Below are 24,262 nucleotides of genomic sequence, written 5' to 3' on the forward strand. Positions count from 1 at the left end.
CGCCGCCCACGTGACCGACTACCGCCGTTTTTACGTCCCTGGAGCGACCTGGTTTTTCACGGTCAACCTTGCCGAACGGGAAGGCAATCGGTTATTGGTCGAGCGGATCGAGGTATTACGGGAAGCTTTCTTGACGGTGAGAGCCAAACATACTTTTCGTATCGATGCCGTTGTGGTTCTGCCCGATCATCTGCATTGCATTTGGACGCTACCGGCCGGCGATAGCGATTTTTCGACCCGCTGGGGACTGATCAAAAGCTATTTCGCTCGCCATATCGATAAAGGCGAGCGAATTTCCGCAAGCCGCGCCAAACGGGGCCAAAAAAGGTTTGTGGCAACGCCGTTTCTGGGAGCATTTCATTCGCGACGATGGGGATTACCAGCGGCATATCGATTACATCCATTGGAATCCCGTAAAACATGGTTGGGTGGAATGCGTGAAAGATTGGCCGTATTCCAGTTTACACAACCGTATGCGCCGGGGAATGTACCCGGCGAACTGGGGCAGCAGCATCGATTTGGGCAATATCGAGGCCGGGGAACGACGGGAATGATGCGGTTCGTTCCTCACCGCATCCTACAACCACTGAACAAGGAGACATAACCCATGAAGCTGATCGCCATCCAAAAACTCACCGGCACCCTCGAACTGGTCTCGGGCCTACACATCGGTTCCGGCAACACCGAAATGCACATCGGCGGTACGGACAATCCGGTGATCAAGCATCCGCTGACCCAGCACCCCTATATTCCCGGCTCCAGCCTCAAGGGCAAGATCCGCAGCCTGCTGGAATGGGAACTGGGGGTGGTCGGCGTCACCGACGGCGCTCCGCTGGGCTTCAAACACATCGGCAAGATCGACCCGCCCCAGCACGAGGCGGCCAAGAATCTGCTGCGTTTGTTCGGCGGCGCGCCGGAAGGCGGCAACCACGACGGCGATCTGGTGAAAGAGATCGGCCCGGCCCGGCTGGCCTTCTGGGATTGCGCGCTGGAACCAGGCTGGATCGAGGAAATGAACGGCCGCAATCTGCTGCTGACCGAGAACAAGTCGGAAAACATGATCGACCGCATCCGTGGCGTGGCCGAACACCCGCGCAACACCGAACGGGTGCCGGCCGGGGCGCGCTTCGAATTCAATCTAACCGTGCGGGTCCACGCCAGCGACGCCGATCTTTGGCCCACCGTATGGAAAGGCCTGAAGCTGCTGGAACTGACCGGCTTGGGCGGGTCCGGCTCGCGCGGCTACGGCAAGCTGAAATTCACCCGGCTCGAGCTGGAAGGGGAAGACAAGCTTCCGGAACTCGGAAAAATCCGCTTCAGCGCGGCGGCTTGAGGAAGGCCGAGAGCATTTTCGATGATTCGTGAGTTTTCGGACTTTTGTGCATGTATCAGCTTTACCGCCTCATGATTCGCCCCCTCTCCGCCTTCGGGTCGGAGCCGCTCGGAGACATGCTGTTCGGCCAACTGTGCTGGGCGGTGCGCAACCGTTTCGGCGTAGAACGACTGGAGACGCTGCTGACGGGTTATACCGAAAACCGGCCGTTCGCGGTTATTTCCGATGCCTTGCCGGCTGGCTATCTGCCCCGCCCCGCCCTGCCCGGACATTGGTTTGAGCACGACCCGGAATGTGACCGCAAGACAGCCAAGAAGCAGGTCTGGATGCCGCTGGATCGGGCGACGGCTCCGGCCGCCGAATGGGGCCGGCATTGCAAGAAGCCGGGCGAGATTGCCGGCGCGATCGCCTCGGAACATTCCCAGCCGCATAACAGCATCCACCGCCAGACCGGCACGACCGGGGAAGGCCAGTTCGCACCCTATACCCAGAGCCAGCTCTGGTACGGCGCGGGCGCCGAACTCGATGTCTATGCGGTGTTGGACGAAACCCGCCTGACCCGCCCAGAACTGACCACGCTGTTCGACGACATCGGCACGTTTGGTTTTGGCCGCGACGCCAGCATCGGCTTGGGCAAGTTCCGGGTTGAAGATCTGGCGCCGTTCACTTGGCCCGAGCCGGCCGCCGCCGATGCCTGGCTGACGCTGGCGCCGTGCGCGCCGCAGGGCTTGGACTGGGACGCCGACCGCAGCTTTTACCGGCTGTTCACTCGTTTCGGACGGCATGGCGATGTCGGCGTGCATCAGGGGCACCCGTTCAAAACCCCGGTGCTGCTGGCTCAGCGCGGGGCGGTTCTGACCCCGCGGGCCGGTGGCCCAAGCTCCGGCGATAGCCAAGCGCCATTCGTCGGTCAAGGTTTGGGCGGCGCCCGTACCTTGTCCCGGGCCGTACACGACACCGTCCACCAGGGTTATGCGCCGGTGTTCGCAATTCAACTGCCGCGAAGGGAGGCCGCATGAAGGCATTCACCAGCTACCGGCTGCACATCACGCCGCTGTCACCCATCCACATCGGCAGCGGCGAATCCTACGAGCCGACCAACTACGTGATCGAGGACGATCTGCTGCACGAGTTCGACACGGGCGCGGTGATGGCGGCGTTGCCGGCCCAGGATCGGAAGGAGCTGCTGTCCATCGTCAGCGGCAAACCGAACCCGGACATGATCAAGGCCGTGCAGCGCTTTTTCCACGCTCGCCGAAATAGGCTGATGCCGTGGTCCCGCCACTGCGTACCGGTTCTGCCCCAGGTGGCCCGAATGTACGCAAGCCGGGTGGGCCAGGCCGCCAACCAGGAAGGCGACGGCGGACAAGTTTTGAACCGCCTGGAAATCGACCGCACCGCCTTCAATCCGATCAGCCGGGCACCGGTGCTGTTCGGCTCCTCACTGAAAGGCGCGATACGGACGGCATTGCTGGACAAGATCAATGGCGGCGCCCGGGCGACGGAGCGCAAGGGGTTGCACGAGTTCCAGGGCCGCTTGCTGGGTTACCGCGATCCGAAAACCGGACGGCAAAGCCTGGAACTCGATCCGCTGCGTCTGGTGCATCTGTCGGATTTGGCCTGGCGGGAGTCTTCCGGACTCACGGCTACCGCGGTGCATCTGGCCGTGAACCGCAAGAAAACGCCGGTCAAGGACGAAAAAGGCCAGTTGCGCAAGGCCATGGGCGAGAATTTGTATCAGATCCTGGAATGCGTATCGCCCTGGCGCTACCGGGCGTTTTCCGGGCAACTCAACCTGCAACGGCTCGACGGTTTACCCCGGCAAGAACAACTGCCCGCGCGGGAGTTTCGGTATTCGATGGAAGCATTGGCCACGGCCTGCAACCGCTTTTATCTCCCAGTGCTGGCCGGGGAAACCAAGCTGCTGAAAGAACGCGGCTTCGCCGATCAACACTGGTGCGAAACCATTCAGAACACGCTGAAACAGTCTCAGGATAGGCTCGAGGCCGGTCAGGCCTTCGTGCTGCGGGTGGGACGCCACAGCGGGGCGGAATCGATCACGGTGTCCGGTACCCGAAAGATCAAGATATTGAAAGGCAAGGGTCAACAACCCGATGAGGCGGACGCCGCCAAAACCCTCTGGCTCGCAGCCGAAACCAAGGATCAGAACGCCGACCTGCTGCCGTTCGGCTGGCTGTTGGTGGAGATCGGGCCGGTGGATGCTCCTGAAACCGATTGGCCGGAGCTGAAGGCCTTGTGTGACGAGCGGCTGCTTGAGGCGCGCCATCTGGCGGACCGGCTGCGAGAGCGCAACGCCCAGGCGGCGCAGGACCGCGCCGAGGCCGAGGCGCGACGCCGAGAGGAACAGGAAAAAGCCCGCCAGGAAGCCGAGCGGCTGGCCCAAGCCGAGCGCGAACAAGCGGAGCACCAGGCGCGTTTGCAGGCGATGGGACCGGAACTGCGCGCCGTCGAGGAATTCCGCGTCTATTACCTCGAACAAAAACAGAAGGGCCGCTATCAGCCGGGCAGCCAATTCGACGAAAAGCGCCGCGCCTTGCTGCAAACCGCCCTCGGCTGGAGCGACCCCGAAGGGCGCCGGGCCGCCGCCGCCCTGCTACGCGAAACCATCAAGGACTGGACCGAATGGCCCTCGAAAAAGGAACGCAAGGCGGAGTTCCGCTCCGGCCTGGAAGCGCTGGAAAGTTAGCCAACGGCCCGAAGGAGGGCAGCGAAGGATGCAAACCGAGGTTCTCGTCATTCCCAAACCGCCCGGTTGGGCTCAGGAGTCCTTGCCGATGGGCGATCGCGTCTTGCCAGTGGTCTCGTCTCCCGTGTTGCCGGCTTCTGACGGCCATGGCGCCGCCTTGGCGTGGCCTCGCGACTCGGGGGCTTGGCCGGGCGAAACGCTGTGGCTGCCCCGCGCCGATGCCGAGGCCGATGAGCGCTACTTGCAGCTCATTCCTTACGCCTTGCTCCGTAATGGGCGAGGCGATCTTTGGTGTTATTGCCGCCATGGCGGCGACGCGCGGCTGCGGGAGCGCTTCAGTTGCGGAGTGGGCGGGCACGTGGACCGTGAGGATGAAGACGCCACCCTGGGCGAGACGCTATGGAACACCTTGCAGCGTGAACTCGGTGAAGAGCTGAACTGGCAGCCGCCGCCCGAGCCGATCGAGCCCGTGGCCTGGATTTACGAGGGGCTTTCTCCGATCGGGCGGGTGCATTTGGGGCTGCTTTATCTGCTGGACTGGTACGACAGCGATCCGCCCAGCTCAGTGGACCCGGCCTTGGCGGGCATCGGCTTCCGTCCGGCGCCTGAAATCCTGGCCGAGCCTCGCTTCGAATTGTGGAGCCGGCTTGCGGCGCAATACGTTTCTGGGGAAAACCGATGACTCACATCCTGCTTTGCACCTTGGGCGCATCCTGGGCCGTCATCCCGGAGGCCTATGGATTTCTCGCCCCCGCCCGCCTGCCGCTGTTTCTGAACCATCCCGAGCGCGAGGCACTCGATGCGCTGCGCTCCCGCTACGGTTTGGCTGCACCCGACGAAATCTGGGTGTGCACGACGCAAGGCGAAAGAACTCGCGCCGGCATCGAGCGCTTGCTCGACTGGCTCGGCCGCCTGGAGGCTCCGGTCACACTGCGTATCTGGCAGGCCGAAGGCACGGACCAGCTTGCCAGCCAGGCCGAATGTGACCACATGCGGGAACTGGTCCTCCGCGCCGCGCTGCTGGCGCATGACCATGCCCAGGGCGGACAAGTGCTGTTGTCACTGGCGGGGGGACGCAAAACCATGAGCGCCGATCTGCAGCGGGCCGCATCGGTGTTCGGCTGCCAGGCTTTGCTGCACGTGATCGAAAACGAGATGCCGCCGGTGCTGAAGAATCCCTCGGCGGAATGCCTGACCCGGCCACTGCCCGCCACGGACCCCGAAGGCCGGAGCTGCGCCGGCACCATCCTGCCCTTGATCGCCACGGGGGCATCGCCCCGCAGCGAGTTGCTGGATGTCGCCCTCGATGAGCGCCCGCCGGTCGCCGCCAGCCGCTTTCCTTTGCCCCTGCCCGAGCCGGGAACGGTTCTGGCCTGGCCCGCGCCGATGGAAAGTCTGCTGGCACAGGAACTGACCGAACGCGAAACCGCGGGAAGCCGGCTTCTGGGCAATTATCTGCAACAACTGAGCCACGCCGAACAGCACGAAAATTGGCGCAGTCTCTACCGGCTGCCGCCCCGTACCATCGATTTCCTGCGCAACACCGCCATCGGCCCGCAACACCGTGAATGGCTGGAACGCCTGCCCAAAGCCGATCTGCACCGGCATTTGGGCGGCTGTCTCGACCTCGCCGCCCAGCGGGAAACAGGCCGGGCCATCTGGCAGAGCTTGACCGCGTCCGAACGCGATGCGGCATTGACCAGGGTAGCGCCCCTGCTCCAGCATCGAAACTGGCCTAACGACTGGCCGGAACTGCTCCGCGCCGCGCCGGAGCCCCGCTCGCATTGCGCCGCCGCCCTGTTGGTCGAGGCCGACGACGATCGGCTCCACCACAATCTGTACGGCGTCACCGAGCCGCGCGTCGCCCTGCGCGAAAGGCATCCGCTGAAATTCGCCGCTTACGAGCGGCCCGGCGAGTTGTCCGGTTCCGCCCTGTTGACGCACCCGGCGGCCATCCAGCAGTATGCCCGCGCCGTCGTCCGCCAGTCCCTCGGCGAGGGGCTCCTGTATGTCGAATTGCGCGGCAGCCCCCAGAAATACGGCGACGGCCTCGCCTTTCTGCGGCAATTGCGCCAGGCGCTGCACGATGCTCTGCCCAGCCCCGCCGCTGGCCCGGTTCCGCGCTTTTCCTTCACCGTCATCGCCGACCGTCGGCAGCGCGACCGCATCGCCCAGGTGATCGAACTCGCCGTCGAAGCCAAGAAGGAGATGCCGGATTTCGTGGCGGGCCTGGACCTGGCCGGTGACGAGGGCACCACCCGGCCGGAACAGATCGCCAGCCTATTCAAAAAAGCGTTCGAAATTTGTCTCCCGATCACCATCCATGCCGGCGAAGGCGAATCAGCCGAGTCGATCTGGCAGGCCACCTATCATCTGCACGCGGACCGGATCGGCCACGGACTCACCATCGCCGAACATCCCCAGTTGGCGGAACGCTTCCGCGACCGCCGCATTTGCCTGGAGCTTTGCCCCACTTCGAACCGGGAAGTCGTCGGTTACCGCGATCCCGCCGTGGCAGAAAGCCAGGACTGCCCGGCCTACCCGTTGTTGGACCTCTGGCAAAAAGGACTGCCGCTTACCTTGTGCACCGACAATCCCGGCATCAGCCACACCGGCCTGAGCGATGAATACCTGACGGCGGCGCGCATGAGCGGAGGCAAGCTCTGTCTCTGGGATGCGCTGGCCATGATCCGGCAGGCATTCACCCATGGCTTTTTGCCGGCGCCGGACAAGGCGGAATTGCTCCGGGAGGCCGATGCCCAAATTTATCGGCGGGTGCTCGACCACTTCACCGATGCCCATGCGTGATCCCCGTCCGAGCATCTCGTTGTCGGCAAGCTTGCCGGACCGGGAGAACCGCCATCGGCTCGATCATAATACGTTCCGATCTTCCGCTGCTTGGCTACTGATCAAGGAGAGCCCCTCTTGAGCCCGACGAAAACGCTGTCCTACCGAGTGCAATTCCTCACCCCGGCCTTCCTTGGCAACGCCGAACAAAGCGGCCAATGGCGCACACCGCCGTTCAAGGCGCTGCTGCGGCAATGGTGGCGGGTGGCGTATGCGGCTGATCATGGTTTTCGCGTGGACATCGCGGACATGCGGCATGAAGAAGGGAAACTATTCGGCCATGCCTGGCTCGATGATGACCGCGATGAGCGCGGGCAAAAAGTGTCGGCACGCAAGAGTTTGGTGCGAATGCGGTTGGAACACCCGAACGATGATCATGAAAAGGCATGGCTAGTTGGAACCCAAACAGGAGTGGCACCGCTCTCCAACGGATTAGAGACCAGCTATGCCTGGTTTGGTCTCATCAAGCGAGGTGCTGGGCAACCAGACCGTACTGCGATCAAGGCAGCCGACAGCAACGAAGGACCGACCATCGAAACGACACGCCGGCTGTATATCGCCGTGCCAGATGAATACGCACCAAAAATCCTGGAAATCATGCGATTGATCAATGCATTCGGCCTACTCGGTAGCCGCAGCCGCGGCGGCTGGGGAGCACTTCGCGTCGAGGACCTTGAGCAGATGCGTCGCGAGGAGATAAGCCGTTATGCAAGGCCCCTCGACAAATGCCTTGGCCACGATTGGCCAATGTCGCTGGCAACAGACGATGACGGATTGTGTGTCTGGCAGAGCAATCTGTCATTCAACGCATGGCATGAAGCGATGAGGGTCGTTGCCATTGAGCGCCGGCGGGTTCGTAGCGAACTAAAGGGAATCAGCGGAAGAGACTTGCGTCCCGCGCTGGGATTTGCCACGCCCGGTCGCATGCCAAGCCCATTGCGCTGGAAGATTATTCCGAGTGAAAACGGGAAGCTGGGAATTCGAGTATTTGCCCTGCCACACAAGCTACCCGCGGAAAGCGGCAAATCCATGCAGGCTGATCTGTTGCGACGAGCATGGCAGGTCGTATGCAACACCCTTGACCAATCCCCGCATGTTACCCGCTAGGGTTGATAGGACAAGATCATGGAAAACACCAACAACATCCTCTGGCAAACCAAACTCGCCGCCCGCATCCATGACCCGGCGGAAAAGGCCCTGGTGCTGCTGCGTGACCCGGCGGGACACGAGGGCGGTACCTCCCGCGCGCTGACCCGGCTGCTGGGCTTGTCCGAAATCGGTGCCGAGACCCTCGACCCGGACAACGCCGACGCGCTTTCCACGGTGATCTTCAAGAAGGGTCTGCCGCTGGAGATTTACCGCCATGTCCAGCGCGCCGATTGGTGGGCCGCCGCCGCCGACCGTCCGCAATGGCCGATGCAGGAAATCACCGTCACCACGAAGAAGGGCGAGGAAAAGACCCTGGCCGTTGCACCATGGGCTCAGGTCCGCTGGACGAAAAAGCCGGTGCTCATCCATCCGCTGACCGGCGAGCAATACGAGTTGCCCGGCGGCCTGGCCGACACGGATTTCGACGACATCAAGCAGCGCAGCTTCGAGCATTTCTCCAGCCTGCTGGTGAAACTCGGCGCCAAAGAGGGTGAAACGCACGATCTGCGCAAGACGCTGCTCGCCTACTGGCGCTTCGGCCCGGATTTGTCCTTGAGCGGAGCGGATACCGAGGACAATGGCAAGCTGGGCGCGTTGTGGGGCTTGCTGCCCGCCGACACGCGCCTTCCCGATCATTCCATCTGGGACCATCTCGACCTGACCTCGGCTTTCGCCGGCGCCTTTGCCGCCGACCCCGAAGGCGGCGCCGCGCTGCTGGCGCTGTCCATCGGCCCGGTGCAGGGGTTCATCGCCGCCGCCCGCACCACCTCCGACCTGTGGGCCGGCTCGCATCTGCTCTCGCGCCTGGCTTGGGAGGCGATGCGCCCGGTGTGCGAGCAACTCGGGCCGGACGCCATTCTGTTCCCACGCCTGCGCGGCATTCCCCAGGTGGATCTATGGCTGCGCGACCAAATGGAGTTGCCCGCCGAGTTATTCCAGAGCTGCGACTGGATGCGCGGCGCGACGGATGCGAACCCGCTGTTTTCGGCGGCGCTGCCCAACCGTTTCGTGGCCGTGGTGCCGGCCAGCCAGGCGCGAACCATCGCCGAGCAGGTCACGCTGGCCGTGCGCGGCTGGTTGCTCACGTTGGGACAAACGGTGGTGGATCGGCTGCTCGAAGAAGCCGGCTTCAAGGAAAAGAATGCGCCCCGCGACGAATCCGTCCATGCCTACCGGCAGATGCGCGACCAACTACAAGATTTCCCGGAAGTGCATTGGGCAGCGGTACCGTTCTCGCTCATCCGGCCGCGCAATGCGGAAAATCAGACCGATCTCGATACCACGGCGCTGACCGCCGCCATGGCGCCGTTCTTCCACCCCTCGCCCGCAGGCGGGAGAGGGGCCGGGGGTGAGGGCAGTTACGGCTTTCTCGCCACGCCGGCCTGGCAAGCGCTGAGTAAAGAGATCGACTGGGGTGACGGCACGACTTTCTTCGCCCCCAACCCCGGCGTGCTCTACCCGGCGGTGTACGACCTGGCCGAGCGGGTCATGGCGGCGGCCAAGGCCGCGCGCACCTTCGACCAAACCGAACAAAAGGGATGGCGTTGCGCGCTGACTGGCGAGACGGAGTGGCTGACCACGGATCCGGACCAACTGAATAGATCGTATCGCCAGCAGTCCGACACGCTTTGGGCCAAAGTCGCCGCCAGCAAACCCTCCTGGGCCAAGAAAGGCGAGCACCTCGGCGCGCTGCCCGCGATCAAGCGCCTGTGGCCGACGATTTTTGCGGAGGAGGTCGAAAACGCCACCCGCAAAAAAGATATAGGCCGTTTCGTGGTGTCCACCCATACCATGGCGCTGGCGCATCAACTCGATCAATGGCTGGAAGGAGGCGGACATACGGCTGAAGGACTTGCCTTTGCCCTCAAGAAGTATCGCAGCGACACGGTGGCGCTGCCGCGACGCCTCATGCTGCGCCATCACGGCAATCAGGCGCTGGATGATGCCAAGCGCATTCCCGGTCTGCTCGACCTCGAGAGCGACGAAGACATCACGGAAACAGAAGCGGCGGAAATCAGACGTCTGGTGCGCCGGACGCTGGCCCTCACCCCCGGCCCCTCTCCCAAAGGGAGAGGGGAGAATACGGAGGAAATCCGGCTGGAAACCTATTACGCCCTACTGATGATGGACGGCGACCGCATGGGGGCCATTCTCTCGGGCGATGAGAAAACCGGCACCGCCATCGCCTACCGGGACAGCTTCCATCCACAGGTACAGAAAGGATTCGACGAGCACGCGGCGCGGCAGGATTTGATTCGGAAGTACGGCGCGCAGAAGCGCCCGATCTCGCCCAACCGGCATCTGGCCATTTCCGGCGCGCTCAACGATTTTTCGCAAACCGTGGTACGCCATGTGGTCGAGGACGAGCACTTGGGGCGGGTGATCTATGCGGGCGGCGACGACGTGCTGGCCATGCTGCCGGTGGCCGATTTGCTTTCGACCATGCAAAGGCTGCGCCATGCCTATTCGGGCGTCGATCCCGAACACGAGGGCGGAAAGCACCACGGCTTGACGCTACAGAAAGGCTTTGCGGCGCTGTCCGTCGGCGAAGGGAAAAACCAGCGCATCAAGTCGCTCCTGCGCATGATGGGCCATACCGCCACAGCGTCCTGCGGCGCGGTCATCGCCCACCATCAGGCCCCACTCAGGGCGGTGTTGCGGGAACTCCGGGCAACGGAACAACGCGCCAAAAAGGAAGGCGGCCGTGACGCCTTTTCCATTACCGTCATCAAGCGCTCCGGCGGGGCCTTGTATCTCACCGAGAAATGGGGCGAGCCGGTGAAATTGCTCGGCGATCTGCGCGACTTCCTCGCCGATGAAGGCACTTCGCGCCGGGCGGTCTACAACAGCCTGGAATGGCTGACGGACCTGCCCGATCCGAAAGGCAAACCCGAGATGCTGAAATCCTTGCTTGCATTTCAGCTTGCGCGGCAAGTGAACGAAAAAGACCAGGACAGGCGCAAGAACTTGAAAGACCAGGCCAGCGCCATTTCCGGACGCTTGGCCAATCTGGCATCGAAACAACCCAGGGACGGCCTGAAATGGCTGGCCAACTTCCTGTCCGTCGCCGAATTCCTCGCACGCGAAACCCGTAGCAATGGAGAAGACGCATGAGCGCCGTCGAATACCGTTTTCTCGAACCCCTGGACGTGCTGTTCCTGCGCGGCAACAAGCTGTTCGGCGACCCCGGCAGCTTCGGCGAATCCTTGATTCCGCCCTGGCCTTCCGTCGCGGCGGGGGCGCTGCGTTCGCGGATGCTGGCGGATGAGGGGGTGGATTTGGCGGCTTTCGCGCGCGGCGAGATCGACCATCCGGCGCTGGGTACCCCGGCAAAACCCGGCGCGTTCATCGTGACGACCTTCCAACTGGCCCGCCGCCATGGCGGCGGCAGCGTGGAGGCCTTGTTCCAGATGCCGGCGGACCTGGTGGTGAGCGAAAGCTCGGACGGCACACCAAGCATTCGCGCCCTCACCCCTTCCCCTCTCCCACAGGGAGAGGGGATATCGAGTTCCGCCCCGTTGCCGCTGCTGCCGGTGCTGGCCGAAACCGAACGGAGCAAACCTGCGTCGGGCTACTGGCTGACCGAATCCGGCTGGAAACGCTATCTTGCGGGCGAAACGCCGACACCGGACGACCTGGTGAAATCCAGCGCGCTCTGGCGGATCGACCCGCGCGTGGGTGTGGGGCTGGTTGCCGACAAGCGCCGCGCCGCCGATGGCCGGCTGTTTTCGGTGCAGGCGGTGGCAATGACCAAGCAGGGCCACCGCATCGGCACGGACAACGAATCCGGCAAACCCATCCTGGCGAATCATGACGTGGGCTTTCTGGTTGGCGTGGCAGGCGCTAATCCGCCCAAGGACGGCGCCCTGCGGCTGGGCGGCGATGGCCGGGCGGCCGCGATTCACGCCGTCGACCCGTGCATGCCGCAAGCCGATTTCGACGCCATCGCCGCCGCCCGCCGCTGCCGCCTGGTGTTGGCCACTCCCGGCATTTTCGGCTCCCCTCGCCCTTCGGGGCCGGGGGTGAGTGCCGGCTGGCTGCCCACCGGCGTCACGAAAACGGCCGAGGGCGAATTTCGGTTCGACCTGCACGGCGTCAAGGGCCGTCTGGTCTGCGCCGCCGTGCCGCGCGCCGAGGTAGTTTCCGGCTGGGATCTGGCCAAATGGCGACCCAAGAGCGCCCAGCGTGCCGCCCCCACCGGCAGCGTCTGGTGGCTCGATGAACTGGAGGCCACGCCGGAAGCGCTGCGCAAGCTTGCCGAATGCGGCCTTTGGAACGAGCCATGCGAAGATGCCGCCCGTCGCGCCGAGGGCTTCAACCGCGTGGCTTTGGCTGCCTGGAGGTTAAAAGATGAATGAATGGCTATGTCCACAGCGTGCGGATCGGGTAACGCCGGATAGCGTGGTCTGGCGTGACCAGCGTCAAGCCGCACTCGATCGTCTGGCAAATCAGCATGCGGTCGAAGGGGTCGCGGTGCAGAACGGGCAATTGCCGCAAATGGCGCACATGCACTTCATCGAACGGCAGCGGATTCAGCTCATGCGTATCTCTCTGGGTCACGAAATGTGCCCACGCCCCCTCGGGCGCGATAACCTCGAGTTTGCCAAGGCGATGTTTTTGGACAGCCTCCCAAATCGATACGGCGCTGACCCACACCTCGTGTTCTGGATCGCCGAGGACCTCACGCATTGGCCCGGTCAACTCCGGTTCGTCCCAGATCAGCCAAAGGAACACGCAGGTGTCGAGCAGCAGCTTCACACGCCTTTCTCCTCGGACGGTCTCCAGTCTGGATGGAGAGGATCTTCGGGACAGATCTCATACCAATCGGCCAACTCCTCCTCGCTCATCGGCTCGAAAAACGCCGGCAAGACATGTCCCATGCCTTTGGCCAGTCCGATCGGCCGGCGCTTCTTTCCCGTCTTTCCCGTCTCCTCCGGGCCGACGGGCACGAGTTTGGCAATGGGCTTGTTGCGCCGGGCGATGATCACCGTCTCGCCCGCCTCGACCCGGGACAGATACTCAGACAGATGCGCCTTGGCCTCATGAACATTGATCGCAACCATCTTGATGACCTCATCATTGACTAACTACGGGACGATTTAACCATGTTTGAGAAACACGCCGCCATCTTCCTCTACGCCGTCAGTCCCGTGCATCTCGGGGCAGGAAGCGCCGTGGGCGTCATCGACAACCCGATCCAGCGCGAGCGCCACACTGGCCATCCCTGCTTTGCCGGCTCCGGCATCAAGGGGGCGGTGCGGCATGGGTTTGAAGCCCTCGCCAAGGGAACGAGCCAGGATCGCCCGCTGAAGGAGTTGATTACGGTATTGTTCGGTCCGGACGCGGACAGTTCGGAACTCCACGCCGGCGCCGTGAGCTTCGGCGACGCCCAACTCGTAGCCCTGCCGATCCGCTCGCTCAAGGGCGGTTACGTATATGCCACTTGTCCGCAGGCGATTTCGCGGGCGCGGCGGTTGCTCGGGCTCATCGGCGTTGCGGCGAATTGGCCCGACCTTCCAGATATCGGAGAAGGCCAGTGCCTTATCGCCAATCCGGCATTGCTCTCAGGCGACAAGCTGCATCTGGAAGCCTTCGAGTACACCGCTAGGGTGTCCCCGAATTTGCCCAGGCTTTCCGAAGACCTCGCCACCCGCGCTCTACCGGATGACAACGGCTACGCCTTCTTCCGCGACAAACTCAAAACCGACCTGGTCGTCCTCTCCGACACCGATTTCGCTTACTTCGCCGAGAACGCCATGCTGGTGGAACCGCATGTGCGCATCGATGAAAAGACCGGCACCGCCAAGGACGGCGGCCTGTTCTACACCGAAAACCTGCCGCCGGAATCGCTGCTCGTGGCCCCCATGCTGGCGAGCCAGACCCGCACCGGCAGAAAGGACGACTGGGAGGACGCCGTGAGCGTGATGGCCAAGATCAAAAACGTCATCGACGGCAAGCTGCTGCAGATCGGCGGCGACGCGACCACCGGACGCGGATTGGTGGTAGCCAAAGTGGTGGAGGGCTGAACATGGCGACACTGGAACAACAACGGGCTCAGGATGCGTGGGAGAAGTGCGCGAGTTATACCAAGGAGCACGTCAACGTCGCCAAGGGCTTGCCCGCGCTCATCATGAACAGCGGGCTGATGCAAGTGCTGGCGTTCTGCCATGAAAAAGGCGGCGCCAATGAAGCGGTTGCGCAACATCTGCGCGCCTGGCTTAACCAACGATTCAACGGCGTTAACCACGACCCCGGCTTCGAGCCCTTGATGCAAGCGCTCATGAAGTCCAAGCCGGCCAAATATCAAGCCATCACCACCGAAGCCTTCGCCTGGCTGCGTTGGTTGCGGCAGATGGCCGCCGCGAGGCAGGGATGAGCAGGATGAACGAGCTAAGCCAATCCGCGCAAGCGCAGATAGGCGGTGCGCGGATCGACGATCGGCAGGCCCTCGATGGCCTCCAGCGCCAGCAGCGCCTTGTCGCCGGTGACGATCATGTCGGCTCTGGCCGCAATAGCCGCGCACAGGATTGGCCAGTCGTCGGCATCGGGAAAACCCGCCGGCAAGGGTGGACAATTGAAAACGTCCACCGCTTCAACATCGGCAAGAACGGCAGTTGCCGCAGCCAAACCCGCGCTGGAAACACGGAACTTGTCACGCAAGGTGCGCAGGGTTTCCGCTTTGACCTGCTCACAAGTCAGCAACCGAAACGCTCGGACACCGGGCTCGCCAAGCAGCAGCTCGAGCAAGTCCTGACAGATACCGCGGCTGCCGAAAGCGCTGGCCCAGACGTTGGTGTCGAGAAAGACCTTCACGACACATCCCGGAACACGTCCTCATCGGTGAGGTATCCGGCTTGCTCGGCGGCCGGCACGATCAATGAACGCGCCCGTTTGAAGGCTTGCAGCGCCGTCTGTTTGCGAATCATCTCCCGCACCAGATCGCTCTTGGTGCGATGCGCCTCTTCTGCCAGTCGGGTCAGGGCAGCATCGAGCTCATCGTCGAGACGGATGGTCAGAGTGGCCATAGTGTCCTCCGCTCAATGTAAGTCAACGTAATACAGGATAACACGCCATGCCGATTGCAGCCGTACCCGTCTATTTGGGCAACGACTTTAAGGACGCTTCGCCAGGGATGCGATTTGGGATGTATTTAACGCTTTGGGAAGGCGCTGCTTGGTCAAAAACGAGAGACAAACCACTTGATGGGGCCAAGCGTCTTGGCGACAACGATATGAAGACCATGCAGGCGCTGATTGCCCGGCAAGAGCGATGTTTTGACGCCATTGCGTCGTCTGAAAACACGCTCCGCCTCGAAGCCCAATCCATCGCCCCCTTCACCACCGGCCTGGGCAACGAGCACCCGCTGGAAAACGGCTTCGCCTTTCTCAACCCCTACGGCCTGCCCTATCTCCCCGGCAGCGGGGTCAAGGGCGTGCTGCGGCAAGCGGCGCGGGAATTGGCTTCGGGCGAATGGGGAGAAACGCACGGCTGGGACGAAGAGCACCCTCACCCTAAATCCCTCTCCCAGAGGGAGAGGGACTTGGCAGAGGGGGAGGGCCTGTCCGTCGTCGACATCCTTTTCGGGTTGGAATCGAAAAACGGCGACACCGAGCATCTGCGCGGTGCCCTGACCTTCTGGGACGTCATCCCCCAAATCAAGGGCGACAGCCTGATGGTCGAAATCATGACCCCGCACCAGAAGCATTATTACCAGGACGGCCAATCCCCCCACGACTCCGGCCAGCCCACCCCTATCAGCTTCCTCACCGTGCCGCCCGGCTCCGGGTTCACCTTCCATGTGCAGTGCGACCTCGCGCATCTTGATCGCCTCGCCCCGGAGCTTGCCACCGATGGCCAATGGCAAAAACTGATCGAAGCCGCGTTCGAGCACGCGTTTCAATGGCTCGGCTTCGGCGCCAAGACGGCGGTGGGGTATGGGGCGATGCGCTCCGACAAACAGCGCCAAGCGCAGGAAACCGCAGCCGCGGAACGTGCGGAACAAATGAAGGAAATCGCCAGAAAACAGGAGGAAGCGCGGCAAGCCGAGCAGGCTGTTCCATGGCCCGGTGCGCGCATCAAATTCAACCAGAGCAACGGAACGCTCTCGGTCGAGAAGGATGGCAAGAGCGCCGCCGCTCTCGCGCCGAAAGGAAAGAAGTTACTGGAAACCTTGCCGCCCGAAATTCAAAAGAAGGTTCTCGCCAATCAGTTCATCAAAATCACGGCCTATGTATGCGGGAAAACCGTGGTGCGTGTGGAAATCGCATGACGACCTTCTTCATCACCCGCCCGTGGACGGAATCGGGCATTATCGGGGGAGGCCGGTTTCGGCCTAATTAAAGCTCACCTTGCCGTCTCTTCGTCAGCGGACCGCCACGCTGGCTGGAAAGAACAGCAGGAGCGGGTTGTCAGGAATCGCCCGGAAGCCGAAGCGCAGGTAGTAGGCGGCCGCTCGCTCGTCGATGGCGTCGACGAAGAGACCGATGCCGCCGGCTTCCGTGTAGATTCGCTCCGCCCGGCCCAGCGCATCGACCAGCAGCAGCTCGCCGAGCTTCTTGCCCTGATGGCGCTGATCGACGGCTAGCCGCCCCAGGCGCACGCCGGGAACGCGGCGCGGCAGCTTCTTGCGCCAAGTCGCGGGCAGGTGCAGGCTTTCCAATTCCGCCAAGGTCAGCGCGTAGTAACCGCAAATGCGCTCCGGCTCCTCTTCGCGGATGGCGACGAAGGTTCTCGATAGCCCTTTGTCCTGATGTTGGCGCGCGACTTGCCGCAGCCAGTCGTTCAGCTCCTGGCGGCCGCAGTCGAAACTCTGCCGGTCATGGTTTCCAGTTAAAGGAAGTACCCGCATCGTCCAGCTTGGCCTTCTCGTAGCGATCCAGGGCTGCCTTCAGCTTGGCGTTTGGTTCGGGCGGGTTCTCCATCAGGTCGAGAAGCCAGTCCCAGTCGCGGGCGGACAGGCGGATCACTTCTTCGCGCTCGATGACCGCCTGAGCCTCCTTCAGCGCAGCCTGGACCAGAAACTGGTTGACCGTGGATCCCGTCAGCTCGGCGGCGCGGCACAGCGTTTCGTAGACCTCATGGGGCACGCGGGCGCCGATGCGGTCTTGTTTGGCACCAGTGGTTCCCATCGTTGCCTCCTCGGTTGATTACGACGATCAGCGTAACATTGTCGCCAAAATGGCGCCACACCCGCATAATGACAACCTGTTGAGGGCACGCTGAAAACCATCGCGGGTCCAGCCCTTGAACGTCTCGGGCTAAAAAAAGACGATATCAAAAAGGCACTGCGCCCCTTGTCCGGTACAAGCGCTTAACATCGACGCCCTTCCCTGAGGCTCCCATGAATTGGCAAGAAATCTGCGAAAACCCGTTATTCGAGAATCTGCCCTTCAAATTCGAAACCGATCGCTGGGGTCATATCGTGATGAGTCCCGCTTCCAACCGCCATGGTCAGTTTCGGGTTGCGATCACGGAATGGCTGCTCAAACTGGCCCCCGGCCACCGGCCGATCACGGAATGCAGCATTCAGACGTCCGATGGCGTTCGAGTCGCGGATGTCGCGTTGGCCAGCACCGACTTCCTCCGCCGTTATCACGACGCGAACCCCTACCCCGAGTCCCCCGAAATCGTGGTGGAAATTCTGTCGCCATCGAATGGCATCGCGGAAATGGAAGAAAAGAAAGAACCGTATTTCGCCCGTGGCGCCCGTGAATTCTGGATTTGCGACCAGGACGGCGGCATGCGTTTCTACAACAATCATGCCCGGCTGGAACACAGGGCACTGGTGCCGGACTTTCCCGATCGCGTCGAGCTGCCCTTCTGAATGACCACCTTCTTCATCACCCGCCACCCCGGCGCCCGCGTGTGGGCGGAACAAGAGGGCATCCGGGTCGACCGCCGGGTCGATCATCTCGACCCGGCTGAAGTCAGCCCGGGCGATACGGTGCTCGGCACGCTGCCGGTCAACCTCGCCGCCGAGGTGTGCGCACGCGGCGCCCGCTACCTCCACCTCAGTCTGACCGTGCCGGCGGAATGGCGGGGGCGGGAACTTTCCGCCGACGATCTCCGCCGCTTCGGCGCGCGCCTGGAACAATTCGAGGTGCGGGCCATCCCGTCGGCTTGACGGCCGTACGGTCCCATCGGTCGTGATGCTGGGGTGCGAAGCCGAAGCTCGGCATTGCCAGCGGACTACCGATTCCGTAACGGGAGATTCCTGGAATGTAAGTTCCGAACAAACCGATCCGTGGGAACCAAGCACACCGTGAGAACCCTCATCAGCTTCCTCGGCAAAGGCCGTCTCGACCCCAATACCGGCTACCAGACCGCGACCTACCGTTTCGAAGACGGCAGCCAACGCACCTCGCCCTACTTCGGACTGGCGCTGACTGAATATCTGCGGCCCGACCGGCTGGTCATCCTCGGCACCTCCGGCAGCATGTGGGACGTATTCATCGAGCATCAGGCCCAAGCCGGCGAACATGAAGAAGCCCGGTTGCAACTGCTTGACGCCGCACAGGCAAACCGGGTTGACGATGCGCTGCTCGAAAAACTCACTCCGTTGCTGGAGAACCGATTGGGCGTTCCGGTATACCCGGCCATCGTGCCTTATGCCGTGAGCCAGGAAGAACAGGTCGCGGTACTGCGAAGGCTCGCCGACACCGTGAAGGAGGGCGACGAGGTTTTTCTGGACATCACCCACGCCTTCCGGACCCTGCCGATGCTGGCGCTGGTCGCCGCCCAATATCTGGAGCGGGTCAAGAAAGCCCAAATCGCCGATATTTACTACGGGGCTTTCGGCATGGAGAGCGAAAATGCCACCCCCGTGGTGCGTCTGGGCGGCCTGCTCCGGCTCATGAACTGGGTTCAAGCCCTGGCCGCCTATGACAAGGACGGGGATTATGGAGTTTTCGCCTCGTTGCTCGAGCAGGAAGGCTTCGATACGAGAAACGCCGAACAGTTGCGCTTGGCCGCCTTCCGTGAACGCACCGGCAATCCGGTCCAGGCACAGCAATCGCTCAACACCGTCTATTCAGCGATCGAGCAACTGAATACCCCGATTGGCGGACTGTTCCAACCGGAACTGCTGCGCCGCCTGGCGTGGTGCCGCAAACCCCGCCGCGCCGACTGGGAGCTGGCATTGGCGGATGCCGCGCTGGAGCGCTCCGATTTCCTGCGCAGCGCGATCTTCCTGCAGGAGAGCTTCATCACCGGCCAGGTCTACGAGCGCAAGGAAGACATCAACGACTACCAGGCGCGAGAGGCTGCCCGGAACGATCATCGAGATCAGGCCGGCTTCAAGTTGCTCACCCGATTGCGCAACGCCATGGCGCACGGACTGCGCGCCAACGACAACGATGTGCGACAGGCGATGACAGACGCGAATAAGCTCCGGACGACGCTCCAACAGATTCGCAAGGCGCTCTTCGGTTAAAGCCGGAGCCCCCGCGACTTCGCTCGGGGAACGGCAAGCGAAAGCCGCCGGCTGAGCGAAGTCGCAACCGCCCTCCCCGGCAAGCTTGCCACCCCACCCTCCCCGCCGTTCGCCCGGTAATCTTGCGCCATGGCGAAACGCACCCTGTACCTCGGCGCTTACGACATCTCGAACGACAACCGGCTGCGGGCCGCACTGAAAGTGCTGCGCAACTACAGCACCGGCGGCCAGAAATCGGTGTTCGAATGTTTCCTCAGTGCCAGTGAAAAACGCCAACTGCTGGAAGACGTCGCCGGGGTGATCGACCCCGCCGAAGACCGCTTCTTCTTGATCCGGCTCGATCCGGCACCCAAGGTGGCCGTCCTCGGCATTGCCATTCCGCCAGCCGATCCCGAGTACTACTACGTCGGATGACATCCCCATGGGCACCCTGTATCTGGACCGCAAAGACCTCGAACTCCGCCACGAAGGCAAGCACCTTTGCCTTTATGAAAACGGCGCCAAAAGCGGCACGGTGCCGATCAGCCTGATCGACCGCGTCGTGATCCGTGGCGCCGTGACACTCACCTCCGGAGCCATCGGCGCACTGACCGAAGAAGGCATCGGCCTGGTACTGCTCAGCGGCCGCCACGGCAGGCACATGGCCACCGTGCTGGGCCGTCCGCAAGGGGATGCCTGGCGGCGGATCGGCCAATACCGCTGGTATCACGACGCCGGCTACCGCGCCCGCTGGGCCCGCACCCTGGTGCTGCTCAAGCTGCGCGCCCAGCACCGCATGCTCACCCGGGCCCTGCTGGAACGGCCCGATTGCCGCAAGCCTCTGACCGATGCCCAGGGCAGCCTGATGGAACTGATCGGCAAGGTCCAAGCCCTGCCAGCCGAAGCCGGCGCCCTGCCCAGCCTGCGCGGACTGGAAGGCGCCGGGGCCGCCGCCCATTTCGGCGCCATGCAAAGCCTGTTTCCACCGGCGCTCGGCTTCACCGGCCGCAACCGCCGGCCGCCGCGGGACCCGGTCAACGCCGTGTTGTCGCTGGCTTACACCCTGCTGCATTTCGAAGCCATCGCCGCCTGTCATGCCGGCGGACTGGACCCCTATATCGGCTTCTACCACGAACCCGCCTATAACCGCGAATCGCTGGCCGCCGACCTGATCGAACCCCTGCGCGCCCACATCGACGGCTGGGTCTGGCGACTGTTCGCCGACCGTGTTCTGCGCGACGACCATTTCACCAGCAGCGGCGATGCCTGTCTGCTCGGAAAAGCCGGCCGCGAACGTTTCTACAGCGCCTTCGAAATCCGCTGCCGCCCCTTACGCCGGCTGCTGCGGCGACAGGTACACGGCATCGCCACCCGCCTCAAGGAAGATCACGACGCGAACGGGAGCGCCGCCGCATGAAACCGCTCTACCTTTACGGCAGCAACCTTCAGGTCGCCAACGACGGCGCCGCGCTGAAAATCAGCCAGCCCGAACATGCGCCGCGCTGGTACCCCCTGGGCCGGCTATCACGGGTGGTATCCACGCGCAACGTCGAGTGGAGCACCGCGGCCCTGCTGCTGTGCGCCGAATCCGGCATCACCGTCACGTTCCTCGATGGAGATGGCAGACTCGCCATGCGCTGCATCGGACCGCGTCCCTCGCCGCACGACCGCTTCGCCCAACGCCTCGACGAATTGCTCCAGCACCCCGACCGCGACACGCTCTACGCCGACTGGCTCGACGGCGTCGAGCGTAGCGCCCTCCGCAGCCTGATCCGCCGCGCCGGTCTCGCCTTCGCACCCGACCTCACCGCCACGGAGTTGCGGCGGCTGTTCCTCGACTCCGCCAAGGAAATGGGGGGATACGACGCCTACCGGGCCATCGGCGCTCACCTTCGCTGCCTGCTGAATTCACACGTCACCCAGACCCTGCACGATCTCGGCGTCGACCTGAGCCAGTGTGCCGCGCTCGGCTTCGACCCCGTCGCCGGCTGGGTCCGCCTGTTGCGGTGGGAGTTCGAGCTGCCCTGCGCAGCGTGGCTGGAGTACCGGCTCCAGCAAGGCCGTATCGCCGAAAGTCCGTCGCCGTCCGAAATCGTTGCCTGGTACGAACGACGGAGAGAAAGACTCGACTGGCTGACCCGCAGCATCACTTCCCGTATGCACCGCTGGCTGATAGAAACGGTTTGAACGTGGCCCAAAACCTCCCCCGGCTCCACATCATCAGCTATGACATCGCCGATCCCCGCCGTCTGACCCGTCTGCACCGCTATCTCAGCGGTCTGGGCGTACCCTTGCAGTATTCGGTATTCGTCGCCGAACTCTCACCGCGCAAACGGGCGCGCATGCTCGAAACCATCGGCGAAATCATCGATCCGCGCCGCGACGACGTCCGCGTTTATCCCTTTCCCCTGCATGGCGAACGCATCCGGCTCGGACGCCAGAGCTTTCCCGAGGGCGTCTTCCTCATCGACCGCGGCTGCGACCTGCTTTCCCTGAGCAAATCCTGACCGCCCGTCTTGCCCGGATTTCGCACCGATGGTTTACTACACACGGAACGGACGTCATGACATACGCAGGAAAGCCACCCTCCGGGGAGTCAGCTTTTTGAACCGGCGATTTTTCTTCAACCCCCTTTGCAAGCCATTGAATGGCAAGGAGAAAAAAGACGAAGCAGTTGTAATCGAGACCTGATGAAGAAGGGATTAAGACACAACAAATTCATTCATAGCTAGAAATCTTTCTCTGTTGTAATCGAGACCTGATGAAGAAGGGATTAAGACATCGCCAGCGTGAGGAAGGCATCGGCCGCGTGAGGTTGTAATCGAGACCTGATGAAGAAGGGATTAAGACTTTCGTCGAACCACGACAACAATCCATCACCCCGGTTGTAATCGAGACCTGATGAAGAAGGGATTAAGACAACGTGGATGCAGAGAGCTTCGCTGGATCGGGGAGTTGTAATCGAGACCTGATGAAGAAGGGATTAAGACGTCGATTTCTCTTCTCTTCATGTCGTTTGCTCTTGTTGTAATCGAGACCTGATGAAGAAGGGATTAAGACTGGGCTTGCTGGTCCCATCGACCGCCAGTTGTGGTTGTAATCGAGACCTGATGAAGAAGGGATTAAGACGGCCAGGGGACGGGCGCCCTTGCGCGTGTTGCAGGGTTGTAATCGAGACCTGATGAAGAAGGGATTAAGACCAGGTCGGCCCCGCTCAGGTTGGCCCCGCTCAGGGTTGTAATCGAGACCTGATGAAGAAGGGATTAAGACCGAATAGGCAACCGATAACCCAAGCTGCCCCTTTGTTGTAATCGAGACCTGATGAAGAAGGGATTAAGACTTGAGAGCACCACGGTCTTGCCGGCCCCAGTCGTTGTAATCGAGACCTGATGAAGAAGGGATTAAGACAAACGGCTGCGAACATATTTACTTCGATTTCCATGTTGTAATCGAGACCTGATGAAGAAGGGATTAAGACGCAGCGGCGACGGCGACGGCGACGGCGACGGCTGTTGTAATCGAGACCTGATGAAGAAGGGATTAAGACCCTCTCCACACCCGCATGTCGATCTCATCTGGAGTTGTTGTAATCGAGACCTGATGAAGAAGGGATTAAGACGCCAAATTATCCTCAAAATAGACGGACTTCAGATGTTGTAATCGAGACCTGATGAAGAAGGGATTAAGACACCAGAACAGGTTCCATGTCGCGTACTCGAGCGGTTGTAATCGAGACCTGATGAAGAAGGGATTAAGACGTGGAAAACCGCAACGTTGCCGTTCTCGTTGATGTTGTAATCGAGACCTGATGAAGAAGGGATTAAGACACAGCGCATACGGGGTATACGTCGAAGATGATTTCGTTGTAATCGAGACCTGATGAAGAAGGGATTAAGACTGATACGGTCCATCCAAGGGCTCTCAGCGTGCGACAGTTGTAATCGAGACCTGATGAAGAAGGGATTAAGACGCCGGACAGTTCCTCGATTTGGAGCTGCCGGAGCGTTGTAATCGAGACCTGATGAAGAAGGGATTAAGACGGACTCGGCGTCCGCCACCAGGGCGGACACGGTTGTTGTAATCGAGACCTGATGAAGAAGGGATTAAGACCCGTACTCCTGGCCAGCCCGCAGCTTTCCGGCGTTGTTGTAATCGAGACCTGATGAAGAAGGGATTAAGACTGTTGCGCCGGTGCCGAGTTGTTCTCGGCCTTGCGTTGTAATCGAGACCTGATGAAGAAGGGATTAAGACACGGCGTGGTCGTGGGCTTTGCCTCGGCGTCCGCGTTGTAATCGAGACCTGATGAAGAAGGGATTAAGACCCTATGGAAATAGGACTGTTGAGCACCGCAGCCGTTGTAATCGAGACCTGATGAAGAAGGGATTAAGACGATATCACCCATAGTGTTGTCGTGGGCGTAGTAGGTTGTAATCGAGACCTGATGAAGAAGGGATTAAGACAAGAGCGCGATCAAGAACATCGCCGATTACGCCGTTGTAATCGAGACCTGATGAAGAAGGGATTAAGACAATCCGCAATCCCGCGCCTTGCAAATGCATCTCGAGTTGTAATCGAGACCTGATGAAGAAGGGATTAAGACCCTGGTTAAATCCAGTCCCAAGGGCAGCGGTCCGTTGTAATCGAGACCTGATGAAGAAGGGATTAAGACCGAACATTTCAATGTAATCTTCAGCGCTCCGTTTTGTTGTAATCGAGACCTGATGAAGAAGGGATTAAGACGTATTCTTTGGCGCGTTTTTCAAGCGTGACTTTTTGTTGTAATCGAGACCTGATGAAGAAGGGATTAAGACGCCTT

The 24,262-nt window shown here is 61.8% G+C and carries 24 protein-coding genes, 1 pseudogene and 1 CRISPR repeat array (1 of these 26 cut by a window edge); of the genes and pseudogenes, 19 read left to right on the forward strand and 6 right to left on the reverse strand.

Annotated features, from left to right (window positions below; all coding sequences use genetic code 11):
- Nucleotides 1-10 precede the first annotated feature (10 nt).
- The 9 genes and pseudogenes from ABZN20_RS03905 (at nt 11) to ABZN20_RS03945 (ending at nt 12,394) form a co-directional block, all read left to right on the forward strand.
- A pseudogene (locus tag ABZN20_RS03905) lies at nt 11-554 on the forward strand (REP-associated tyrosine transposase).
- A 53-nt stretch (nt 555-607) separates the two neighbouring features.
- Complete coding sequence (csm3, locus tag ABZN20_RS03910; RefSeq protein ID WP_367026809.1) at nt 608-1,333, forward strand: type III-A CRISPR-associated RAMP protein Csm3; 726 nt, start codon at nt 608-610, stop codon at nt 1,331-1,333.
- A gap of 50 nt (nt 1,334-1,383) precedes the next feature.
- On the forward strand, nt 1,384-2,352 hold the full coding sequence (csm4, locus tag ABZN20_RS03915; protein WP_367026810.1) for a type III-A CRISPR-associated RAMP protein Csm4: 969 nt from the start codon (nt 1,384-1,386) through the stop codon (nt 2,350-2,352).
- Complete coding sequence (locus ABZN20_RS03920; protein ID WP_367026811.1) at nt 2,349-4,040, forward strand: RAMP superfamily CRISPR-associated protein; 1,692 nt, start codon at nt 2,349-2,351, stop codon at nt 4,038-4,040. The genes csm4 and ABZN20_RS03920 overlap by 4 nt, the downstream gene beginning before the upstream one ends.
- Nucleotides 4,041-4,128: 88 nt before the next feature.
- Nucleotides 4,129-4,722, forward strand: a complete 594-nt coding sequence (locus ABZN20_RS03925; protein ID WP_367026812.1) for an NUDIX domain-containing protein — start codon at nt 4,129-4,131, stop codon at nt 4,720-4,722.
- On the forward strand, nt 4,719-6,848 hold the full coding sequence (locus ABZN20_RS03930; protein WP_367026813.1) for a CRISPR-associated ring nuclease: 2,130 nt from the start codon (nt 4,719-4,721) through the stop codon (nt 6,846-6,848). The genes ABZN20_RS03925 and ABZN20_RS03930 overlap by 4 nt, the downstream gene beginning before the upstream one ends.
- A 117-nt stretch (nt 6,849-6,965) precedes the next feature.
- Nucleotides 6,966-7,994 (forward strand): RAMP superfamily CRISPR-associated protein, encoded by a 1,029-nt coding sequence (locus ABZN20_RS03935; RefSeq protein ID WP_367026814.1) that lies wholly within the window; start codon nt 6,966-6,968, stop codon nt 7,992-7,994.
- 18 nt (nt 7,995-8,012) lie between these two features.
- The gene (cas10, locus tag ABZN20_RS03940) at nt 8,013-11,150 is read left to right on the forward strand and encodes a type III-B CRISPR-associated protein Cas10/Cmr2 (protein ID WP_367026815.1); all 3,138 of its coding nucleotides are present in this window, start codon (nt 8,013-8,015) and stop codon (nt 11,148-11,150) included.
- On the forward strand, nt 11,147-12,394 hold the full coding sequence (locus ABZN20_RS03945; RefSeq protein WP_367026816.1) for a type III-B CRISPR module-associated Cmr3 family protein: 1,248 nt from the start codon (nt 11,147-11,149) through the stop codon (nt 12,392-12,394). The genes cas10 and ABZN20_RS03945 overlap by 4 nt, the downstream gene beginning before the upstream one ends.
- Nucleotides 12,395-12,398: 4 nt before the next feature.
- Here the strand turns inward: ABZN20_RS03945 and ABZN20_RS03950 are convergent, their stop codons facing one another.
- A complete protein-coding gene (locus tag ABZN20_RS03950) occupies nt 12,399-12,794 on the reverse strand; it encodes a type II toxin-antitoxin system VapC family toxin (RefSeq protein ID WP_367026817.1) in 396 nt (131 codons plus the stop codon).
- On the reverse strand, nt 12,791-13,099 hold the full coding sequence (locus ABZN20_RS03955; protein WP_367026818.1) for a type II toxin-antitoxin system Phd/YefM family antitoxin: 309 nt from the start codon (nt 13,097-13,099) through the stop codon (nt 12,791-12,793). The genes ABZN20_RS03950 and ABZN20_RS03955 overlap by 4 nt, the downstream gene beginning before the upstream one ends.
- A gap of 42 nt (nt 13,100-13,141) precedes the next feature.
- Here ABZN20_RS03955 and cmr4 point away from each other — a divergent pair, with 42 nt between their 5' ends.
- Nucleotides 13,142-14,062 (forward strand): type III-B CRISPR module RAMP protein Cmr4, encoded by a 921-nt coding sequence (gene cmr4, locus ABZN20_RS03960; protein WP_367026819.1) that lies wholly within the window; start codon nt 13,142-13,144, stop codon nt 14,060-14,062.
- Between the two features lie 2 nt (nt 14,063-14,064).
- Nucleotides 14,065-14,412 carry a type III-B CRISPR module-associated protein Cmr5 gene (gene cmr5 / locus ABZN20_RS03965; protein WP_367026820.1) on the forward strand — a complete coding sequence of 116 codons (348 nt, stop codon included), beginning with the start codon at nt 14,065-14,067 and terminating at the stop codon, nt 14,410-14,412.
- Nucleotides 14,413-14,426: 14 nt separating this feature from the next.
- Here cmr5 and ABZN20_RS03970 read toward each other — a convergent pair whose 3' ends face one another.
- Together ABZN20_RS03970 and ABZN20_RS03975 are read right to left on the reverse strand one after the other, a co-directional pair.
- Nucleotides 14,427-14,849, reverse strand: a complete 423-nt coding sequence (locus ABZN20_RS03970) for a putative toxin-antitoxin system toxin component, PIN family (protein ID WP_367026821.1) — start codon at nt 14,847-14,849, stop codon at nt 14,427-14,429.
- Nucleotides 14,846-15,061 (reverse strand): CopG family transcriptional regulator, encoded by a 216-nt coding sequence (locus tag ABZN20_RS03975; RefSeq protein ID WP_367026822.1) that lies wholly within the window; start codon nt 15,059-15,061, stop codon nt 14,846-14,848. The genes ABZN20_RS03970 and ABZN20_RS03975 overlap by 4 nt, the downstream gene beginning before the upstream one ends.
- Nucleotides 15,062-15,108: 47 nt before the next feature.
- On the opposite strand from ABZN20_RS03975, the gene cmr6 reads away from it, so the two are divergent.
- Complete coding sequence (gene cmr6 / locus ABZN20_RS03980; RefSeq protein ID WP_367026823.1) at nt 15,109-16,305, forward strand: type III-B CRISPR module RAMP protein Cmr6; 1,197 nt, start codon at nt 15,109-15,111, stop codon at nt 16,303-16,305.
- A gap of 93 nt (nt 16,306-16,398) precedes the next feature.
- On the opposite strand, the gene ABZN20_RS03985 is transcribed toward cmr6, so the two are convergent.
- Both ABZN20_RS03985 and ABZN20_RS03990 read right to left on the reverse strand, forming a co-directional pair.
- The gene (locus ABZN20_RS03985; RefSeq protein ID WP_218806819.1) at nt 16,399-16,884 is read right to left on the reverse strand and encodes a GNAT family N-acetyltransferase; all 486 of its coding nucleotides are present in this window, start codon (nt 16,882-16,884) and stop codon (nt 16,399-16,401) included.
- Nucleotides 16,853-17,164, reverse strand: coding sequence for a DUF1778 domain-containing protein (locus tag ABZN20_RS03990; RefSeq protein ID WP_218806818.1), 312 nt, complete (start codon nt 17,162-17,164; stop codon nt 16,853-16,855). Before ABZN20_RS03990 ends, ABZN20_RS03985 begins: the two co-directional genes overlap by 32 nt.
- A 212-nt stretch (nt 17,165-17,376) precedes the next feature.
- Between ABZN20_RS03990 and ABZN20_RS03995 the strand changes: the two genes are divergently transcribed.
- The 7 genes from ABZN20_RS03995 (at nt 17,377) to cas2 (ABZN20_RS04025) (ending at nt 21,953) form a co-directional block, all read left to right on the forward strand.
- A complete protein-coding gene (locus ABZN20_RS03995; protein ID WP_218806817.1) occupies nt 17,377-17,859 on the forward strand; it encodes a Uma2 family endonuclease in 483 nt (160 codons plus the stop codon).
- Nucleotides 17,860-18,159, forward strand: a complete 300-nt coding sequence (gene csx16 / locus ABZN20_RS04000) for a CRISPR-associated protein Csx16 (RefSeq protein ID WP_367026824.1) — start codon at nt 17,860-17,862, stop codon at nt 18,157-18,159.
- 138 nt (nt 18,160-18,297) lie between these two features.
- Nucleotides 18,298-19,467, forward strand: a complete 1,170-nt coding sequence (gene csx2 / locus ABZN20_RS04005; RefSeq protein ID WP_367026825.1) for a TIGR02221 family CRISPR-associated protein — start codon at nt 18,298-18,300, stop codon at nt 19,465-19,467.
- 129 nt (nt 19,468-19,596) lie between these two features.
- The gene (gene cas2 / locus ABZN20_RS04010) at nt 19,597-19,881 is read left to right on the forward strand and encodes a CRISPR-associated endonuclease Cas2 (protein WP_218806814.1); all 285 of its coding nucleotides are present in this window, start codon (nt 19,597-19,599) and stop codon (nt 19,879-19,881) included.
- Between the two features lie 7 nt (nt 19,882-19,888).
- Complete coding sequence (gene cas1, locus ABZN20_RS04015; RefSeq protein WP_367026826.1) at nt 19,889-20,863, forward strand: CRISPR-associated endonuclease Cas1; 975 nt, start codon at nt 19,889-19,891, stop codon at nt 20,861-20,863.
- Nucleotides 20,860-21,633, forward strand: a complete 774-nt coding sequence (locus ABZN20_RS04020; protein WP_218806812.1) for a CRISPR-associated endonuclease Cas1 — start codon at nt 20,860-20,862, stop codon at nt 21,631-21,633. Before cas1 ends, ABZN20_RS04020 begins: the two co-directional genes overlap by 4 nt.
- 2 nt (nt 21,634-21,635) lie before the next feature.
- Nucleotides 21,636-21,953, forward strand: coding sequence for a CRISPR-associated endonuclease Cas2 (gene cas2 / locus ABZN20_RS04025; protein WP_218809138.1), 318 nt, complete (start codon nt 21,636-21,638; stop codon nt 21,951-21,953).
- Nucleotides 21,954-22,119: 166 nt separating this feature from the next.
- A CRISPR array of direct repeats spans nt 22,120-24,262; the repeat unit is 36 nt; unit sequence GTTGTAATCGAGACCTGATGAAGAAGGGATTAAGAC; it runs 1,950 nt beyond the window's last position.

The sequence above is a fragment of the Methylococcus sp. ANG genome, from assembly GCF_040730495.1.
GTDB lineage: Bacteria > Pseudomonadota > Gammaproteobacteria > Methylococcales > Methylococcaceae > Methylococcus.

Coding starts and splice junctions, on each gene's coding strand:
- csm3 (WP_367026809.1), top strand. CDS start 608: ATGAAGCTGATCGCCATCCAAAAACTCACCGGCACCCTCGAACTGGTC.
- csm4 (WP_367026810.1), top strand. CDS start 1,384: ATGTATCAGCTTTACCGCCTCATGATTCGCCCCCTCTCCGCCTTCGGG.
- ABZN20_RS03920 (WP_367026811.1), top strand. CDS start 2,349: ATGAAGGCATTCACCAGCTACCGGCTGCACATCACGCCGCTGTCACCC.
- ABZN20_RS03925 (WP_367026812.1), top strand. CDS start 4,129: ATGGGCGATCGCGTCTTGCCAGTGGTCTCGTCTCCCGTGTTGCCGGCT.
- ABZN20_RS03930 (WP_367026813.1), top strand. CDS start 4,719: ATGACTCACATCCTGCTTTGCACCTTGGGCGCATCCTGGGCCGTCATC.
- cas10 (WP_367026815.1), top strand. CDS start 8,013: ATGGAAAACACCAACAACATCCTCTGGCAAACCAAACTCGCCGCCCGC.
- ABZN20_RS03945 (WP_367026816.1), top strand. CDS start 11,147: ATGAGCGCCGTCGAATACCGTTTTCTCGAACCCCTGGACGTGCTGTTC.
- ABZN20_RS03955 (WP_367026818.1), bottom strand. CDS start 13,099: ATGGTTGCGATCAATGTTCATGAGGCCAAGGCGCATCTGTCTGAGTAT.
- cmr4 (WP_367026819.1), top strand. CDS start 13,142: ATGTTTGAGAAACACGCCGCCATCTTCCTCTACGCCGTCAGTCCCGTG.
- cmr5 (WP_367026820.1), top strand. CDS start 14,065: ATGGCGACACTGGAACAACAACGGGCTCAGGATGCGTGGGAGAAGTGC.
- ABZN20_RS03975 (WP_367026822.1), bottom strand. CDS start 15,061: ATGGCCACTCTGACCATCCGTCTCGACGATGAGCTCGATGCTGCCCTG.
- cmr6 (WP_367026823.1), top strand. CDS start 15,109: ATGCCGATTGCAGCCGTACCCGTCTATTTGGGCAACGACTTTAAGGAC.
- ABZN20_RS03985 (WP_218806819.1), bottom strand. CDS start 16,884: ATGCGGGTACTTCCTTTAACTGGAAACCATGACCGGCAGAGTTTCGAC.
- ABZN20_RS03990 (WP_218806818.1), bottom strand. CDS start 17,164: ATGGGAACCACTGGTGCCAAACAAGACCGCATCGGCGCCCGCGTGCCC.
- ABZN20_RS03995 (WP_218806817.1), top strand. CDS start 17,377: ATGAATTGGCAAGAAATCTGCGAAAACCCGTTATTCGAGAATCTGCCC.
- csx16 (WP_367026824.1), top strand. CDS start 17,860: ATGACCACCTTCTTCATCACCCGCCACCCCGGCGCCCGCGTGTGGGCG.
- cas2 (WP_218806814.1), top strand. CDS start 19,597: ATGGCGAAACGCACCCTGTACCTCGGCGCTTACGACATCTCGAACGAC.
- cas1 (WP_367026826.1), top strand. CDS start 19,889: ATGGGCACCCTGTATCTGGACCGCAAAGACCTCGAACTCCGCCACGAA.
- ABZN20_RS04020 (WP_218806812.1), top strand. CDS start 20,860: ATGAAACCGCTCTACCTTTACGGCAGCAACCTTCAGGTCGCCAACGAC.